The organism is Mycobacterium sp. NGS22 (assembly GCF_059813095.1).
In genome coordinates this window covers 47833-65735 of record NZ_JCALDY010000012.1, presented here as the reverse complement: position 1 = coordinate 65735, position 17903 = coordinate 47833, and the positions used below count along the sequence as shown (strand labels likewise).

The following is a 17903-nucleotide window of genomic DNA, read 5'->3' as shown; positions in this document are numbered from 1 at the left end:
TGTACAAGCTTGACGGCGTGTCGCCGTACATGTGTGCACGCTCGGCAGCGTCGGCATCAGCGGTTCCCTTCCATCAGCTCGATGAACTGGTCGAACAGGTACTCCGCATCGTGCGGCCCGGCGGCCGACTCCGGATGGTATTGCACCGAAAATGCCTTGCCGTTCTTCAGTTTGACCCCTTCGACGACGCCGTCGTTGGCACAGGTGTGGCTGACTTCGGCCGCACCGAAGGGGGTGTCGAAGGACTGGCCGGCCTCCCCTTCGAGGGCGAACCCGTGGTTCTGCGCGGTCACCGCGACCCGTCCGGTGGCGTGGTCGATCACCGGAATGTTGATCCCGCGGTGGCCGAACACCATTTTGTACGTCGACAGCCCCAGCGCGCGGCCCAGGATCTGGTTGCCGAAACAGATTCCGAACAGCGGGATTCCGGCCCCGAGCACGTCACGGGTGAGCGCGACGGTGTGGTCGGCGGTGGCCGGGTCACCGGGGCCGTTGGAGAGAAAGACACCGTCGGGTTGCAGGTCGGTGATCTGCTCGAAGGTCACCGACGCCGGCAGCACGTGGCTGCGGATCCCGCGCTTGGCGAAGTTGCGCGGCGTGTTGGTCTTGATGCCCAGGTCCAGTGCCGCCACGGTAAACCGGTGCGGGCCTTCGGGTTCGACGAGGTAGGAGTCGGGCGTGCTGACCTCGCCGGCCAGGTCGGCGCCCAGCATCGCGTCCTGCCCGCGCACCCGTTCGATCAACTCGTCGGGGTCGGCCAGGGCCGCGCCGGAGAACACGCCCGCTTTCATCGAGCCGCGGCTGCGCAGGTGGCGCACCACCGCCCTGGTGTCGATGCCGGAGATCCCGACGATGCGCTGACGCACCAGCTCGTCCTCGAGAGTTCCGGTGGCGCGCCAGTTCGAGGCGCGCGGCGACGGGTCGCGCACGGCGTAGCCGGCCACCCAGATCTTGTCGCCACGGCTCTCGGCGTCCTCACCGTTCCACCCGGTGTTGCCGATCTGCGGTGCGGTGGCCACCACGATCTGACGGTGATAGCTGGGGTCGGTCAGGGTCTCCTGGTAACCGGACATGCCGGTGCTGAACACGGCCTCCCCCAGCGTCTGGCCGATCGCCCCGAACGGTGTGCCGGTGAAGACGCGACCGTCCTCGAGCACCAGCAACGCCTTACTCACAGGAGGCCTCCTCTTCCAGCCATTTCGCATACTCGTCGCGGTTGTTCGCGCGGAATCCGGTGTCGATCACGGTGCCCGACGGCAGCCGCCACCGGATCGCCAGGATCCCGTTGCGCGGGCCCACCTTGCCGACGATGCCACGTTCGCAACGGATGTCCTTGACCGACGACTGCGGAATCCAGATCGGTTGCGCGCGAATGCGTTCCACCAGGATCCCGGCCGGATAACGGATCAGCACCGCCTTGCTGCGGTAGCCCAGATCGCCGGCCGCGACCCGGTCGTTCCAGGCCGGCGACAACGAACAGCCGACGTAGAGCCCAGGTGTGGTGATCGACGCGGCACCGAACTCGACGGGCAACTCGGGCAGGTCGCCGACCAACTCCACCTGCCGTTCGGCGCGGCGCCGCCAGCCACGCACCATCAGCTGGATCACCACCGCCAGCACCACCACCAGGACCGCCGCGAAGATCAGCGATCCCACAAAGGTGCCTGAGTTCATGCCGGACTCTTCCCGTCCCGGGCGGTGACCTTGCCGCGCAACAGGGTCGCGGTCACCGTCGCCGGGAGCGTCATCGATTCGTAGGGGGTGTTGGCCGACCGACTGGCCAAACCGTCGCCGGTGACGGTCCAGGTGGCGTCGGGATCGACCACCGTCAGGTTGGCCGGCTCGCCGACCTCGAGCGGGCGGCCCTGATCGGGCAGGCCGACGATGCGCGCCGGGTTCTCGCTCATCACCCGGGCCACGTCGCGCCAACTCAACAGGCCCGGCTGCACCATCGTCTGCACCACCACCGACAGCGCGGTCTGCAGCCCCAGCATGCCGGGTCGCGCGGCGGAGAACTCGACACATTTCTCGTGCTCGGCGTGCGGGGCGTGATCGGTGGCCACACAGTCGATGATCCCGTCGGCCAGCGCCTGACGCAGTGCGACCGCGTCCGAAGCTTCCCGCAGCGGGGGGTTGACCCGGTTGCGGCCGTCGTAACTGGCAAGTCGGCTGTCGTCCAGCAGCAGGTGATGCGGGGTGACCTCGGCGGTGATCGAAATGCCTTGTTCCTTGGCCCATTTCAGGAGTTCCACGGTGCCCGCGGTAGAGGCGTGACAGATGTGCACCCGGGCGCCGGCGTCCCGGGCCAGCAGGGCGTCGCGGGCGACGATGGATTCTTCGGCGGCCCTCGGCCATCCGGAGAGCCCGAGCCGCGCGGCCGCGGGCCCCTCGTGCGCGACGGCGCCGACGGTCAGTCGGGGTTCTTCGGCGTGCTGGGCGATCAGCACGCCCAGACCGGTGGCGTATTCCAGCGCGCGGCGCATCACCAGCGGGTCGTGCACGCAGATGCCGTCGTCGGAGAACATCCGTACCCCGGCGACGCCGGCGTTCATCATGCCCATCTCGGTGAGCTCTTTGCCGGCCAGCCCGACGGTGACCGCGCCGACCGGATGCACGTCGACCAGGCCGACCTGCTGGCCGCGATGCCACACGTGGTCGGTGACCACCGGGCTGTCGGCGACGGGGTTGGTGTTGGCCATCGCGAACACCGCCGTGTAACCGCCGAGAGCCGCTGCGGCCGAGCCGGTTTCGATGTCCTCGGCGTATTCGCGGCCGGGCTCGCGCAGGTGGGTGTGCAGGTCGACGAACCCGGGCAGCAGGATCTGGCCGGTGGCGTCGATGACGTCGGCCAGATCCGGAATGTCCAGGTTCGCACCGATTTCAGCGATCTGGGAGGCGTCGACCAGAACGTCGACGGGATCCCCCTCGCCGTAGCACCGGACGCCTCGGATCAACACGCTCACGCCGCGACCTCCTCCGCCCCGACGAGCACATGGAACAGCACCGCCATCCGCACATGCACACCATTGGAAACCTGTTGCAGCACAGCGGATTGCGAAGAGTCAGCCACCGACGACGAGATCTCCATGCCGCGCAGCATAGGACCGGGGTGCAGCACGACGGCGTGGCCGGGCAGCAGCGCCTGCCGCCGGGCGGACAACCCGTACAGGGTCGAATATTCGCGCACCGACGGGAAGAACCCGCCGTTCATCCGTTCGGCCTGCACCCGCAGCATCAGCACTGCATCGGCGACGGGCAGTTCGGCGTCGAAGTCGTTGGACACGGTGACCGGCCAGTTCTCCACACCGCGCGGCAGCAGGGTCGGCGGGGCGACCAGCACCACCTCGGCACCCAGCGTGTGCAGCAGCATGACGTTGGAACGCGCCACCCGGCTGTGCAGGATGTCGCCGACGATCACGATGCGGCGGCCCTCGATGCCGCCGAGGCGTTGCCGCACGGTCAGCGCGTCCAGCAGCGCCTGGGTGGGATGCTCGTGGGTGCCGTCGCCGGCGTTGATCACCGACGGGCCGTCCTTGTGGCTGGTCCAGTCCGCAAGCAGGTGCGCCGCGCCGGACGCGGGATGCCGGATGATCAACGCGTCGGCGCCGGCCGCCCGCAGCGTCAGTGCGGTGTCGCGCAACGACTCGCCCTTGCCGACCGAGGATCCGGACGCGCTGACGTTGATCACGTCGGCGCTCATCCACTTGCCGGCCACCTCGAACGACACCCGGGTGCGGGTGGAGTTCTCGTAGAACATGGTGACGATGGTGCGGCCGCGCAGCGTCGGCAGCTTCTTGATGTCGCGGCCCACCAACGCCAGCGCGAACCGGTCGGCGTCGTCGAGGATCGCGGTGGCCTCATCGCGGCTCAGGTCGCCCGCGGCCAACAGATGCCGCGGGGTCATCGGGTGATCACCACCGCGTCGTGACCGTCGTCTTCGCGTAGTTGGACGTGCACGCTCTCGCTGCGCGAGGTGGGCACGTTCTTGCCGACGTAGTCGGCACGCACCGGCAATTCGCGGTGGCCGCGATCGACCAGTACGGCCAGCTGCACGGCGCGGGGGCGGCCCACGTCGCGCAGGGCGTCCAGGGCGGAGCGGGTGGAGCGTCCGGAGTAGAGCACGTCGTCGACGAGGATCACCAGCGCGTCGTCGATGCCGCCGACTGGGATGGATGTCGCTTCGAGTGGCCGCGGCGGTTTGATCATCAGATCGTCGCGGTAGAGGGTGATGTCCAGTGACCCGTGGCCGACCTTGACGCCGCTGTATTCGGCGATGTTGGCGGCCAGCCGGTCCGCGAGCGTCACGCCACGGGTCGGGATGCCGAGCAGCACCACCCGATTGGAGTCGGGGTTGTCCAGTGCGGTCTTCTCGATGATCTGATGGGCCATGCGCGAGATGGTGCGACCGACGTCGGCCGCTGACATCAACTCCCGCGGTTCTGCGGCAGCACCCATACGAGAAATTGACCTCCTTCTCCGCCTCTCTGGACGGTCCGTTAAAGGATGTCGGCTGCCGGGCAGCCTAACACGCGTGCTCGGCACCCGTGGCGAGCAGACGCAAAAGCCCCCATTTCCTGCGGAAATGAGGGGCTTTTGCGTCTGCTCGCCCTAGGTGCTCAGGTGCAGGGAACCTGCCGGTTCAGCTGACAGTTGGACGGGGGCGAGTAGGTACCGCTCAGCACACCCCGGAAGCCGCCGGTGGCCGAGCCGCCCGGCGCAATGCTGCGATTCCAATTCGCGGGACTGACGACATAGTGCGTGCCCGATTGGGAGACGGTGCTGTTCCACGCGTGCGAGATGGACTGACCGACCGGCATGTCGAACTCCAGCCTCCAGTCGGTCAACGGCGCCATGCTGGCATTGGTGATGCTGTAGCGGGCGATGAAACCGTCCTGCCACGTGTGCTCCACCACCAGCGTCGCCGACGCCGCCGCCGCCTGAGCGACGGGTGCCGCACCCAGGGCGGGGAAGCCGATCACGAACACCGCCACCAAGGCGTGAAGCGCTGTGCGCCAAAGTTTCTCGCGGCGATTGGTCATAGGAGCCAACACTATAGCCGCACGACCGGTGGCGGCCCTGCCACCACGGGTGTGCTGCGGGAACTTTGCCCAACTGCAACCGTGACGAAATCTGCGTCCGGTCAACCGGGCAGACCTGGACTCCCGTTGGCGGTGTTGCCGAAACCACCGAAACCGCCGGCGCCGTCCGCGTCGCCGAAGCCGTTGCCCCCGTTGCCACCGTTGCCGCCGAATCCGTCGACGCCGCCGAAACCGTTGCCGCCGTTGCCGCCGTTGCCACCGGGCGCGACGATGCCGCCGTCGTTGCCGTCGCCGCCGCTACCGCCCCGGGCGACCCCACCGGCGTCGGCGTCTCCGCCGCCACCACCCACACCGCCGTTGCCGGTCAGTCCGCCGCTGCCACCGTCGCCGCCCTGGCCACCGTTCGCGTTGCCGTTGGTGGAGCGGGCGTCACCGCCGAGTCCGCCGAAGCCGCCGGTGCCGGATCCGGCTGAGCTGCCGCCGTTTCCACCGTTTCCGCCGTTGGCCGTCCCATTCACGGTCTGGGCGATGCCACCGTTGCCACCGGGGCCGGCGTTGCCGATCACCGACGCGCCGCCGTTGCCGCCGTTCCCGCCGGTCGCGCCGGTCACGCCGATCAGGTCGTTGCCACCGGCACCGCCCGCGCCTCCGCTGCCGAAATCGCCTGCGGCACCGCCATTGCCGCCGTCGCCGGCGCCGGCGGTGACGGTGGCCTGTCCGCCGTTTCCGCCGTTGCCGCCACTGCCCGCCAGCGAGGCCCCGGCTCCCCCGTCGCCCCCGTCGCCGCCGAACAACGAACTGCCGCCGCTACCGCCGTTGCCGAACATGACCGCCGCGGCCCCACCGTCACCGCCGTTGCCCGATTCGCTGGAGCCGCCGTCGCCGCCGCTGCCGGCGATCGCACCGCCGCTACCTCCGGCACCGCCGTTGCCCGACGCGCTGAAGCCACCACTGCCGCCGTTGCCGGCGATCGCGCCACCGCTGCCGCCGTTGCCGCCGGGTTGACCCAGTCCGGTGGCCGCACCTCCGGCTCCGCCGAAACCGAACAGGCCGGTGTTGCCGCCCTGGCCGCCGGCCGCGCCGGCACCGCCCGCGCCACCGCTGCCCAGCAGCAGGCCGCCGGTACCGCCGGCGCCCCCGAGACGGTCAACGCTGCTGCCCCCGTTTCCGCCGTTTCCGAGCAGCCCGGCCGCGCCGCCGGCGCCACCGCTCTCCCCCGGCGCGGTCGTCGAGAAACCGTTGCCGCCGCTGCCGAGCAGCAGCCCGCCGGCACCGCCTGCGGGGCGGCTCGCGGTGCCGTCCGCACCATTGCCGATCAGCGGGCGCCCCAACATGAACTGCGTGGGCGCATTGACGACGTCGAGGACGGCGGTCCACGGCGTCAGTTGGGCCGCGGCAGCCGAGACCCCGCCGTGGTAGCCGATCATCGCGCTCACGTCGCGTGCCCACATTTCCTCGTACACGGACTCCGCCGCGGCAATCGCGGGTGCGTTCTGCCCGAACAGGTTCGAGACGACCAGCGCCACCAGATTCTGCCGGTTGGCCGCCACCATCAGCGGACGCACCGTGGCCGCCTGTGCCACCTCGAACGCACTGATCACGGCTTGCGCTTGGGTTGCCGCCGATTCCGCTTGCGCCGCAGCCACATTCAAGAAGCTCGCATATCTGGCCGCGGTCGCGGCCATCGCGGTCGACGCACTACCCTGCCATGCTTGTCCCGCGAGATCGGAGATCACCGACGAGAACGAACCGGCCGAGGTGGTCAGCTCCGCGGCGAGTCCCTGCCAGGATGTCGCGGCGGCCACCATCGGCCCCACGCCGGCGCCGGAAAACATCAGCGCCGAATTGACCTCCGGCGGCAGCACGAAAAAACTCATTGCAGGTTCCCTCCCAAAACCGACACACGACCCCGTCAGATCATCAGTCGTGCTCGCTGTCGGCGTGGCCGAACCTGGCAAGTGTTCGTTCTCTGGACAGCGAGAGGACACGGACGGCCGGCGGATTCCTGTTCGGCGCAGGCGGTTCGGACGGGCTGGCGTGAAGCCTGGGCGTTGCGCGTGAAGCCTGGGCGTTGCGCGTGAAGCCTGGGCGTTGCGCGTGAAGCCTGGGCGGGATCCTGCCGAATTTCTCGCCCAGGCTTCACCCTCAAAGCCCTCAGTTCACAATCAACCCCAAGACTTCACAACCGAAGTCATGCCGCCGGCCCAAACGCCCGACCGCGTGAACCGTGCTCCGCGACGCCTAGATCTCGGGATCACACCCCCGGCGTCCTTCGTGCGCCCAGGCCAGCAGATCCGGCGCAGCCAACTGGTTGATCCGGTCGTTGTAGCGGCGGTACTCGGGAAAACCGAAGTACTGCTGCCACTCCCCACACCCGCCCCGGCGGAAGAACCGTTCGTCGCTGTGCCAGATGCCGTCGGTGGTGTTCGGCGCGATCTCGGTGGCACGCGAGCGCATCTCGTCCAGCGAGGCGTACCTGGCCAGCTGCTGCGCGCGGTCCCGCGTCAGGTCAATGCCGAGGGCCGCCGCGAGCCGGACGAACTCGGTGACCAGGTCGGTCTGAAAGTCGACGTAGTGAAACAGCGCGACGTTGGGTCTGTGGCGCAGTTCCCAGGACTTGCCGAACTGGTCGAGGATGTTCGCCAACGTGCCGATACCGCGCGGCGGGGCGAATCCCAGTCCCGGCGGCGGATGCGCCGGTCCCTCCATCCAGTCCCGAAACTCCTCGACCGGGTGCCGCATGGCCGGCCAGGGTTCCGGCGAGCGCGTCGAACCGTGCTGCTCGCCGGCCGGCAGCGCGGCTTCATACAGCGCACGGGCGCGGTCCCGGTCCATGTTGGCGGACTGATGCAGCATCGACACCGCGGCGTCGCGAGGATCACGACCGACGCAGATGTAGGTGATCCGGTCATCGAGGACCAGGCCGTCCAGCGGGGTGTGGGTCTTGATGAAGCGACGATGCTGCTGCGCTTCGAGAACGGCAACCACCTCGTCGAGGGGGCGGATCGTCTGGTCGAACCACGGCGACACCGTCGACAACGGCCCCGGCAGGTCCGGTCCGTCGAAAACCAGCAGCGAAACCAGCCGCTGCGTCCACGTCATGCCGCATTTCGACGGCGTCGTGATGATGACGTCGCCGGCGCGCGGCTCCAGCGCGTCCCACCGCGTGTTGTCGGTCATCAGCGACCGGTACAGAACCCGGTTCAATTCCCTACTCATTGCCACTCATTTCAAGGACCGCCGGACGATGTCGAACAACATGCCTTCTACGGTGACCCCGGGTGCGAACGAGAAAGCCATACCCGTGGAGATGGGTTTCGTCGACTCCGCTTGCCGCACCATCATTTCCAGCACGAAGATCAGCGAAACGCTGAGCATGTTGCCGAACCGCGCGAGCACGTCCCAGCTGTGCGCCGCGCTCTCGGCGGGCAGGCCCAGCGACCGCACCGACTGCTCGATGATCTTGGGTCCGCCGGGGTGGATCGCCCACAGATCGATGTCGGTTTGCTGCAAGCCGTTGTCCCGCAACACCTCTGCCACGACGGGTGCGACGCTGCGGAAGATGTAGTCGGGCAGGTTCTCCGACAACTCGCACGTGATGCCGTTGTGGTTGACGCCGAGCACGATGCCGTCTTCGGCGTCGTCGAGCAGTCGGGTGAAGGTGCTGCGAATCACCACGTTGCCTTGCGGGAGCGCCTTGTGCACTTGGCTGGCCCCGATGAGCAAGGCGCCGCACCCGTCGCCGAACAGGCTGTGGATGACCACATCGTTGACGTCGTCGGCGAAAACGGCATTGATCGAACACAATTCGATGCACACCACCAGCGACTTCATGCTGGGGTGGGCCCGGACAAAGGTTGCGGCGGTGCGGACGGCGTTCATCGCCGCCGCGCAACCCATGAAGTTGACCACGACCCGCGACACCGACCGCGACAGACCCAATTCCTTGACGATCGCGACATCCACACCCGGCGCGATGAACCCGGTGCTGGTGACGAACACCAACTGCCCGATCTCCTCGACCTGGTACGGAAGTCCCGCCAGCGCACGCCGACTGACCTCGACCGCCAGCGGAACGGCGTGTTCGAAGAACAGGTTCATCCGGTCCCGGATGGTGCCCGGTTCCTTGCGGAACGCGTCGAACTCGGGATCGAGTGGGTCAACCACCATGCGCCGGCTGTCCACCCGTGTCTTCTGGTACATCCGCGGAATGCGTTGCCGTTGTTGAGCATCGGCGAACAGTTCCGCGACCCGAAGGGCGGCGTCGGCCTGGTCGACCACCCGCTGCGGCGACCCGGTCGCAATCCCTTCGATGACCGCGACCGTGGTGGGCGGCGCCGGCGGCAGTTGGGCCAGCCGGACTTCGGTTCCTTCTGCGACGGGGAGCACGCCGCCGTCGGCCGGGGTGCTCATACCGACCCGATTCCGACGAAGCCGGCGACCACGTAGCCGGCGCTGTCCTTGAATGCACTCGGCGACAGATGTTCTCGCAACAGGCCCCAGTGCCGGTCCCTGGCCGGCCGCGACGGCGACAACAGATAAGTGCGGCACAGCTTGGGCAACCGGTCGGTGAGGAACCGCTTCGGCGGTAACCACTCGACACCGGACTTGGCCGACTCCTCGCGCAGCACATCCTCGGTGACGATGTTGGCGAATCCGCTGCGCTGGAACGGCAGCACGTGATGCACGCGGTGCGAACTCAGGCCGGCGGACAGGAAACAGTCGATGTAGCGGTTGCCGATCACACTCAGGTCGTTGGCGTGCTCGACCTGATCCACCGCCCAGTCTTCACCGGCAGGTTCGGGATCTGCGTCCTCGTTCTCGAACTCGTGGCTGGCCACCACCATGAAGGTGCTGACCCACAGTGTCGCGACGAATTGCAAAGCCCAGGCCCAGAAGTCGCCGGCCGCCAAGAACACAACCAGCTCGGTCACCAGCAGCAACCGTACCCCCGACGAACCGAGGAAGTGCGGCAGCGCATTGCGCCAACTTCCATAGCCCTCTTCGACGCCGACCTTGCGCGTCATGTTCCACACGTCGGCGATGCGGACGGCCATGCCGGTGACCAGGTGACCGAACTTGTGCAGGGTGTGCACCGGGACGCGGTACAGCCGGGGCAGCCGCATCATCATGGTGAAGACGTTCTTCTTGATGTCCACGTCGCTCTGGGTGTATGGGTGGTGCAGCAGCGTGTGGCCGTCGGCGACGACCAGCGCCAGTGCGATGTAATTCAGGTCGAAGGTGTTGGCAAAGACCCGATTCCAACCCCGTTGTGCCCGGTGCAACGCGTAATGGCCGTAGCCGACCAGCGAACTGCGCAGCAGGACCATCGCAATGACGAACGCCCACAACGGCATCCACCGCGGCTCGACCAGGCGCACCGCCTGAACGCCGAAATACGAGATCGCCAGCAGGACGGCAACGATGTTGAAAAGCCGGTCCATCCGCTTGATCCGGGCTGCCAGCACCGGCTCGCACAACCGTGCTTTGACGCGGTGCATCAGGTCATCTCGGTTGTCGAACCGGTACTCAGGTGTGTCGCGCCGGCTGTCGAAGTCATCTTTGAACAAGAACGGTGGCGCGTTGTGCTTGGGGTGAATGTCACGGGGTGTCGCCTCGCGGCCCAACGAGTAACGCCGCTCCAGAATGCGCTCGACGACCTTCGGGTCTCGGTGGTAGGAGGCGATAATCGCAGTGATGTCACGGTTTTTGGTTCGCCCGATGAAGAAGGCGCCACCGGGGTGCTTGGCGATCCAATCGCTCAGGTCGTATGCGCGTCCGTTGTATACCCATACGTCGGGCAGCACAGGAGGGCCGCCCGGCGGAGGCCCAGGGCGCGCGTCGGGGCCGCGCTCCTGAACTTCGGGTACGTCGTTGGTCATTCGTGGTCCTCCAGGTCTGGTCGAATGAGATCGGCTGCGCGCCGGGCTTTCCGGTGAGCTGGCCCAAATGGTGGGGGCACGGCCTTGGAAGAGCCTTGGAGGATTCTCAAAGAGTCGGTCTCGGACGAGAACCGACCCGGGGCCCGGCGGCCGCATAGGCGGTGCCGCACTCCCGGGTCGGTTCCCAATCCGGGACTCACCTGTGGCCGTTACCCCAAGGGGTTCGGGATGGTAACCGGCTCACCCCATTTGGAGAGGTTGATGGTGACCTTGCCCTTGTCCTTGTCGAGCACCATCCGCACCAGGTACGGGCTCGGCGGCGTGCCCGGCGCTCCCGGTGCCTTCACGTCGGCGATGTACAGCGTGACCGGGAGCGGCCCCTTGGCGTCCTTGCCGATCTGCGGCACCAGCGGGTCGATGATCGCCGGGTCGATGGTCCCGGAAACCTTCACGGTCGGTACACCGTCGATCGTTTCATTGCCACCGATCTGCGGGCTCTGCACCTTGCCGATCACCGCGCCGATTCCCTTTTCCTTGTCCAGCACCACGCCCGGGTCGTAGATCTTGCTCGCCTCGCCGACCGAGGTGTACTTACCCGAATCGTCCTTGGTGTACATCGTCTTCTTGGTGACGATGAACTGCTTGGGCACTGCCGGGGTGTTCGGCTGCAACCGGATCATGGCGTCGCCGACGGCCTGCCCGCCGAGGTCCTCGGGCTGGTTGGTCACGTCGGCGTTGACCATTTCCATCGGCAGCGTAGTGATGTCGGTGGTCTGCAGATTGACATGCAGATTGCGCAGGCCGGTCGTCGCCTTGGAAGCGTCCTGCAGCAGTTGTTGGGCCTCGGGCGATGCGGCGCCGGAGGTGGCGGATGACGCCCCGGAGGTCGCCGAGGTGGCGGCGGATCCGGATGTCTGAGATGTCGAGGAACTACCGGTGTTCGATTTGCCTCCGCATCCGGTGACGACCGTCGCGACAAGTGCTGCGACGAACAGAATCGCTACAGACACCGGGGTCGAGGGTCGACGGGAGACAGGTCGGTGGGAGATTTGCGCTTGTGAGATCAAGCCATTCATGGCCAGCCTTTGCTGAGTTTAACCAACCAGTGGTGATGAGCAGCGGGTCGCTACCCTCGTCGTACGGTGTGGATGGATGCTGACGTCCAGCAACCGCCCACCATCGCGGATCTCGGTGACTGCACACCCGCACCCTGGTTCACCAGCAACGACACCGTTCAACTGCGCGTCGCTGCCCTCACAGCGTGTTCCCCAGTTCACTTTGCCGGAGAGCGCGACAGTAACATGCGGCCCGCGTGCTGCAAACCATACTCACGGAATTAACTGTCGACGGATTCGACCAGCGCAGCATCCGCCGGATCGATCTTTGCGGCGAAGGCACGACGCACCAAACACTCAGGTGGCGCAATGACTCCCGGTCATTTCGGCGGGCACAGCGTGCTGTCAAGCGGCTACCCTACCCGAGTGAATCTGGACGGCAATCAGACGACCATCCGCGAGGTCTGCGACGCCGGCCTGCTCTCCGGAGCGGTCACGGTGGTCTGGCAGCGCGGAGAGTTGTTGCAGGTCAATGAAATCGGGTATCGGGATGTCGAGGCGGGCCTGCCGATGCAACGTGACACCCTGTTCCGCATCGCCTCGATGACCAAACCCGTCACGGTCGCGGCCGTCATGAGCCTGGTCGACGAAGGCAAGCTGGCCCTGAGCGATCCGGTCGCGCGGTGGGCCCCGGAGCTCGCCGAGGTGTGGGTGCTCGACGATCCGCGCAGTCCGCTGGAGCGCACGCATCCGCTGCGGCGTCCCATCCTGATCGAGGACCTGCTCACCCACACCAGTGGGTTGGCTTACGGATTCTCGGTGTCCGGGCCCATCTCCCGCGCGTACCTGCGGTTACCGTTCAACCAGGGTTCCGACGTCTGGCTCACCGAACTCGGCACGCTGCCACTGGTACACCAGCCGGGCGAGAAGGTGACCTACAGCCACGCCATCGACGTGTTGGGCGTCATCTTGTCCCGCGTCGAGGACAAGCCGTTGTACGAGGTCTTCGACGAGCGGGTGCTGGGCCCCGTCGGCATGCCCGACACCGGATTCTTCGTCACGCCCGAGGCCCGGTCGCGGGCGGCCACCATGTACCGACACGACGAGAACGACCGGTTGCAGCACGACGTGATGGGTCCCCCGCACGTCAAGCCACCCGCGTTCTGCAACGCCGGGGGCGGATTGTGGTCGACCGCCGACGATTACCTGCGGTTCGTGCGAATGCTGTTGAACCACGGCGTCATCGACGGTGTGCGGGTGTTGTCCGAGGAGTCGGTACGACTGATGCGCACCGACCGGCTGACCCCAGAACAGAAGCGGCACAACTTCCTCGGCGCGCCGTACTGGGTGGGTCGTGGGTTCGGCTTGAACCTGTCCATCGTCACCGACCCGGTCAAAGCCGCTCCGCTGTTCGGGCCGGGCGGGATCGGGACGTTCAGCTGGCCCGGCGCCTACGGGACGTGGTGGCAGGCCGACCCGAGCGCGGACCTGATCCTGATGTATCTGATCCAGTACTGCCCCGACCTGACGGTCAATGCCGCCGATGCGGTAGCGGGCAACCCGACCCTGGCGCGGTTGCGTACGGCGCAGCCGCGGTTCGTGCGCCATACCTATCGCGCGCTGGGGTTGTGAACCGACCGCGGCGCACCTCCTCGGCTACACACGTTCCAGTGCGCGGCGCGCGTAGGCACGGACGTCAGCGTCGTTGTCCTGCAGCGCCACCACCAGCGCGTCGTGAATCGTTGCCGCGGTAGGCAAACGAGTCAAACTGAGCACCGCGGCTTTGCGCACATCGAGGTGGGTGTCACGCAGCGCATCAGTCAACCGCGGCACCGCGAAGTCGCTTTGAGCGCCGCCCAGCGCCCGCGTCGCGCCTTCGCGGACCTGCCAGGCCGGTGCCCGCAACGCCTGCTCGATGTTGGCCCAATCGCTTTCCCGGCAACCGATTTCACCTAGCGCGCTGAGCGCGGCCGCGGACACCAACGGATCGGGATCGGCGACCAGAGCGCTCACCGTCTCGGCACCGCCACCCAGAGTCGCCAGGCCGGCGGCGGCAGCGATGCGAACTTCCCGGTTCTCGTCGGCCGTGGCGGCCACGACTCCGGCTACGTCGTCCACCGAGACCAGCGCACGGACGGCCTCGATGCGCACCCGGTGGTCCGGGTCGTCGATCGCGCGACGGAAATCCCCGGGTGCACCGGCCCGGCGCGAAGCAAGCAGATACACCGCAGCGGCGCGCACCGTGGAGTCCTTCGACGACAAGTGCGCGCGGGCGCCGGCGGGATCGGGCAGCATTTCGACCAGTTCCCGCGCCCCTTCCGCCGCGGCGCGCCGCACTGCTGCGTCCGGGTCGCCCAGGGCGGCCAACAGCGCCGAAGCATAACCGGGCGGGGTGTGTTCGGTCAGCGTGGCCACTGCGGTGCGCCGCACGCCGGCATCGGAGTCCGTCAGGTACGGGACCAGGTCGTCGATCGTCGGTTCGTCCAGTGCCAGCACCGCGGCGATGCGTGGTGACGGCGGATCGACCGCCACGGCGGCGACTCGGGACCGCGTGCTGGCCGGCGCCTGGCCACCGACGAGCGGAGGCTGCGCCACCTCCAGCACCCGCTGATCCGTCGGCGGCAGACCATCGAGTTCTGGAACTGACACGAAATACGGTGCCACCGGACGCTTCAGGAACAGCATTGCACCCTCGGGCCCTTTGCGCAGGTTCAAGTGATACCCCCATCGGCCGTCGTCACGGTCGGGCAGGTCGGCGCGGTTGTGATAGAGGCCCCAGCGCGATTCGGTTCGGGTAAGCGAAGACCGTGCCGCCATCTCCGCGCAGTCCCGGATGAACGAGACTTCCACCGCGCGCATCAGCTCATGCGGTGTGCGGGCTCCCATCGTGGCGATCTCGTCTCGCATCCGATCGAACGTGCGAACCGCGATCGACAACTTGGCTGCGGACTTCGGCGGCGCCACATAGTCATTGACGAAACGCCGCAGCTTGTATTCGACTTGCGGTTGGGGCGGGCCGTCCGGGTGCCGCAACGGACGGTAGATGAGCTCGTGCGCTGCGCGTAGTTGCTCCGCCGGGAGCGCCTGTGGGGCAGCGACTTCGGTGCACGACCTGGCTGCGTCCGCCCCGGCCAGATCACCGAAGACGAATGCGCCGATCATGTAGTTGTGCGGGACGCAGGCCATGTCGCCGGCGGCATACAGTCCCGGTACCGTCGTCCGGGCATGTTCGTCCACCCAGACTCCCGACGCGGAATGTCCACTGCACAAGCCGATTTCGGAGATATGCATTTCCACGTCGTGGGTTCGGTAGTCCTGCCCGCGGTTGGCGTGGAAGGTCCCGCGGGTGGGTCGCTCGGTGGTGTGCAGGATGTTTTCCAGCGCGGACAATGTCTCATCCGGTAGGTGGGACACCTTGAGATAAATGGGACCCCGTGCGGAGTCGATCTCGCTCTTGACTTCGGCCATCATCTGTCCCGACCAGTAATCGGAGTCGACGAACCGCTCACCGAGGGAGTTGACCTGATACCCGCCGAACGGGTTGGCCACATAGGCGCACGCGGGCCCGTTGTATTCCTTGATCAACGGATTGACCTGGAAGCACTCGATTCCGGACAGCTCTGCCCCGGCGTGATAGGCCATGGAGTAGCCGTCGCCTGCGTTGGTCGGGTTCTCGTAGGTGCCGTACAGATAACCGGATGCGGGCAATCCGAGTCGCCCGCACGCGCCGGTAGCAAGGATCACCGTCTTGGCCCCGACAGCGACGAACTCGCCGGTGCGGGTGTGCAACGCCGCGGCGCCTACCGCCCGGCCACCCTGGGTCAGGACGCGCACCGGCATCAGCCGGTTCTCGATGCGGATCTTCGCCCGCATCGACTTCTGCCGCAGCATCCGGTAGAGCGCCTTCTTGACGTCCTTGCCCTCGGGCATCGGCAGCACATAGGAGCCGGACCGGTGCACGCGGCGAACCGCGTACTCCCCGTGCTCGTCCTTCTCAAATTTCACCCCATAACGCTCCAGCCGCTGCACCATGGCGAAGCCGCGGGTGGCGGTCTGATACACGGTGCGCTGGTTGACGATTCCGTCGTTGGCACGGGTGATCTCCGCGACGTAGTCCTCCGGTTCGGCACGTCCCGGGATGACGGCATTGTTCACGCCGTCCATCCCCATGGCCAGCGCACCGGAATGGCGTACGTGCGCCTTCTCCAGCAGCAGCACCTGGGCGCCATGCTCGGCGGCGGTGAGCGCAGCCATGGTGCCGGCGGTGCCGCCACCGATGACGAGCACGTCACAGTCAAGCCGGAGCTGCGGTTCAAGGGCCGGGATCTCCATCATGCCGCCACCCAATCCTGCAGAGCCGCAATGATTTCCGCGCGCTGGTCCGGCCACTGGCGAGCCATCCTGGGTTCCGGGATCTCGACCAGAGCGCGCAGCGGCCGGCCGGCCCGGCCCAGGACGGCGACTCGGTCACCGAGAGCCAGCGCCTCGTCGACGTCGTGGGTGACGAAGACGATCGTCGTCGGGTGGGCCCGCCAAGTGTCGATGAGCAGGCGCTGCATGGCCGCGCGAGTCTGGGTGTCCAGCGCACCGAACGGTTCGTCCATCATCACCGCGCGTGGCGCGCCGGCCAGGCCGCGGGCCAACTGCACGCGCTGGCGCATTCCACCGGACAAGTTCTTGGGCAGGTATCGGCCGAAACCGGTGAGCCCGACCTCACGGATCCAGCGTTCGGCCTCACTACGCCGGGTGGCCCGGGGCTCGCCCCGCAGTCGCAGTGCCAGTTCGATGTTGGACCGCACACTGCGCCACGGCAGTAGAGCGTTGTCCTGGAACACCATTCCGCGATCACCCGAGGTGCCGGTGACGTTGACGCCGTCGGCCAGGACGCGTCCGTCGTCGGGCATCATCAGACCGGCCAGTGCGCGCAACACCGTCGACTTGCCGCACCCGGACGGACCGGTGAGCACCAGGATCTCCCCCGGCCGCACCGTCAGGGTCACGTCATCGATCACCGGAGTTCCGCTGTAGGACAATCGCACTCGATCCAGTTCGAGACTCATGCCCTGGCTTGAAACAGTCATCGCTTCGTCTCCTCTCCGCGCGGCAACCATCGAGTGACGCGACGGCCCACCACTTCCACCGCCGCCGACGTGACGAAGCCGAGCACCCCGATCGTGATGATGCCGACGAACACCTGCGGATACGCCAGCACGGTGTAGTTCTGCCAGGTGCGGTAACCGACCCCGAGCCGACCGGAGATCATCTCCGCCGAGATCACGCAGATCCAGGCGACGCCCATGCCAACCGACAGACCGCCGAATACACCCGGCAGGATGCCGGGCAGCACCACCCGGATCAGCACCTCCCAGCGACCGCCGCCCAGGGTGCGCACCGAGTCCTCCCACAACGTGGGCAGTGCCCGCACCGCGTGCCGGGTGCTGACCATGATCGGGAAGTAGGCCGCCAGGAAGGTGATGAAGACGATGCCCGCCTCGTCGGTCGGGAACACCAGAATCGCCACCGGGACCACCGCGATCGCCGGGATCGGCCGGACCAGTTCGGTCAGCGGGCCGAACAGATCGCCGAAAAGCTCGGAGCGGCCTAGCAATACGCCGGTCGCGACGCCCACTGCGGCCGCCAGCCCGAAGCCGGTCAGGATGCGCAGCAACGACTGCGCCAGGTCGAGCCAGTATTCGAAGGCGCCTAACCGCCGGGTCAGGGCGTGCACGATCTCGGTGACGGTCGGCAAGGTGTCGAACCGCAACCAGAACCGCACCTTGGCTGCGGTCAGCGCCTGCCACATACCGATCGCGGCGCCCAGCGACACCAGGCGCAGCAGTCGCGACCGCCACGCGGCGTTGAGTCGATGCGGCACTGTGAAGGCGGGCACCGGCACTGCCGGCACCACCCGGTCGGTCAACTCGGTG

The 17903-nt window shown here is 67.3% G+C and carries 15 protein-coding genes; 1 reads left to right on the top strand and 14 read right to left on the bottom strand.

Annotated elements, in window-relative coordinates; all coding sequences use genetic code 11:
• Positions 1-56: 56 nt before the first annotated feature.
• The 11 genes from carA to AC5Y47_RS13455 all read right to left on the bottom strand — a co-directional run bounded on the left by carA (position 57) and on the right by AC5Y47_RS13455 (position 11997).
• On the bottom strand, positions 57-1175 hold the full coding sequence (gene carA / locus AC5Y47_RS13505) for a glutamine-hydrolyzing carbamoyl-phosphate synthase small subunit (RefSeq protein WP_499944496.1): 1119 nt from the start codon (positions 1173-1175) through the stop codon (positions 57-59).
• On the bottom strand, positions 1168-1674 hold the full coding sequence (locus AC5Y47_RS13500) for a PH-like domain-containing protein (protein WP_499944495.1): 507 nt from the start codon (positions 1672-1674) through the stop codon (positions 1168-1170). The genes carA and AC5Y47_RS13500 overlap by 8 nt, the downstream gene beginning before the upstream one ends.
• Positions 1671-2963 (bottom strand): dihydroorotase, encoded by a 1293-nt coding sequence (locus tag AC5Y47_RS13495; RefSeq protein ID WP_499944494.1) that lies wholly within the window; start codon positions 2961-2963, stop codon positions 1671-1673. The genes AC5Y47_RS13500 and AC5Y47_RS13495 overlap by 4 nt, the downstream gene beginning before the upstream one ends.
• The gene (locus tag AC5Y47_RS13490; protein WP_499944493.1) at positions 2960-3904 is read right to left on the bottom strand and encodes an aspartate carbamoyltransferase catalytic subunit; all 945 of its coding nucleotides are present in this window, start codon (positions 3902-3904) and stop codon (positions 2960-2962) included. Before AC5Y47_RS13490 ends, AC5Y47_RS13495 begins: the two co-directional genes overlap by 4 nt.
• Positions 3901-4455, bottom strand: coding sequence for a bifunctional pyr operon transcriptional regulator/uracil phosphoribosyltransferase PyrR (gene pyrR / locus AC5Y47_RS13485; RefSeq protein ID WP_499944492.1), 555 nt, complete (start codon positions 4453-4455; stop codon positions 3901-3903). Before pyrR ends, AC5Y47_RS13490 begins: the two co-directional genes overlap by 4 nt.
• A 161-nt stretch (positions 4456-4616) precedes the next feature.
• On the bottom strand, positions 4617-5039 hold the full coding sequence (locus AC5Y47_RS13480; protein WP_499944491.1) for a cellulose-binding domain-containing protein: 423 nt from the start codon (positions 5037-5039) through the stop codon (positions 4617-4619).
• Positions 5040-5140: 101 nt separating this feature from the next.
• On the bottom strand, positions 5141-6916 hold the full coding sequence (locus AC5Y47_RS13475) for a PPE family protein (protein ID WP_499944490.1): 1776 nt from the start codon (positions 6914-6916) through the stop codon (positions 5141-5143).
• Between the two features lie 364 nt (positions 6917-7280).
• On the bottom strand, positions 7281-8258 hold the full coding sequence (locus tag AC5Y47_RS13470; RefSeq protein ID WP_499944489.1) for a sulfotransferase domain-containing protein: 978 nt from the start codon (positions 8256-8258) through the stop codon (positions 7281-7283).
• A gap of 6 nt (positions 8259-8264) precedes the next feature.
• Positions 8265-9452, bottom strand: a complete 1188-nt coding sequence (locus tag AC5Y47_RS13465; RefSeq protein ID WP_499944487.1) for a type III polyketide synthase — start codon at positions 9450-9452, stop codon at positions 8265-8267.
• The gene (locus AC5Y47_RS13460) at positions 9449-10921 is read right to left on the bottom strand and encodes a fatty acid desaturase (RefSeq protein WP_499944486.1); all 1473 of its coding nucleotides are present in this window, start codon (positions 10919-10921) and stop codon (positions 9449-9451) included. Before AC5Y47_RS13460 ends, AC5Y47_RS13465 begins: the two co-directional genes overlap by 4 nt.
• A gap of 209 nt (positions 10922-11130) precedes the next feature.
• Entirely contained in the window at positions 11131-11997 is an 867-nt protein-coding gene (locus AC5Y47_RS13455; protein ID WP_499944485.1) for an LppX_LprAFG lipoprotein, read from the bottom strand.
• Positions 11998-12402: 405 nt separating this feature from the next.
• Between AC5Y47_RS13455 and AC5Y47_RS13450 the strand changes: the two genes are divergently transcribed.
• On the top strand, positions 12403-13608 hold the full coding sequence (locus tag AC5Y47_RS13450) for a serine hydrolase domain-containing protein (protein WP_499944484.1): 1206 nt from the start codon (positions 12403-12405) through the stop codon (positions 13606-13608).
• Between the two features lie 24 nt (positions 13609-13632).
• Here AC5Y47_RS13450 and AC5Y47_RS13445 read toward each other — a convergent pair whose 3' ends face one another.
• From AC5Y47_RS13445 to AC5Y47_RS13435, 3 genes are read right to left on the bottom strand one after another with little or no spacing between them, the layout of a single operon-like run.
• Positions 13633-16308 (bottom strand): fumarate reductase/succinate dehydrogenase flavoprotein subunit, encoded by a 2676-nt coding sequence (locus AC5Y47_RS13445; protein WP_499944597.1) that lies wholly within the window; start codon positions 16306-16308, stop codon positions 13633-13635.
• The gene (locus AC5Y47_RS13440; RefSeq protein ID WP_499944483.1) at positions 16308-17057 is read right to left on the bottom strand and encodes an ABC transporter ATP-binding protein; all 750 of its coding nucleotides are present in this window, start codon (positions 17055-17057) and stop codon (positions 16308-16310) included. Before AC5Y47_RS13440 ends, AC5Y47_RS13445 begins: the two co-directional genes overlap by 1 nt.
• Positions 17054-17884: an ABC transporter permease gene (locus AC5Y47_RS13435; RefSeq protein ID WP_499944596.1), complete on the bottom strand. Its 831-nt coding sequence runs from the start codon at positions 17882-17884 to the stop codon at positions 17054-17056. Before AC5Y47_RS13435 ends, AC5Y47_RS13440 begins: the two co-directional genes overlap by 4 nt.
• Positions 17885-17903 lie beyond the last annotated feature (19 nt).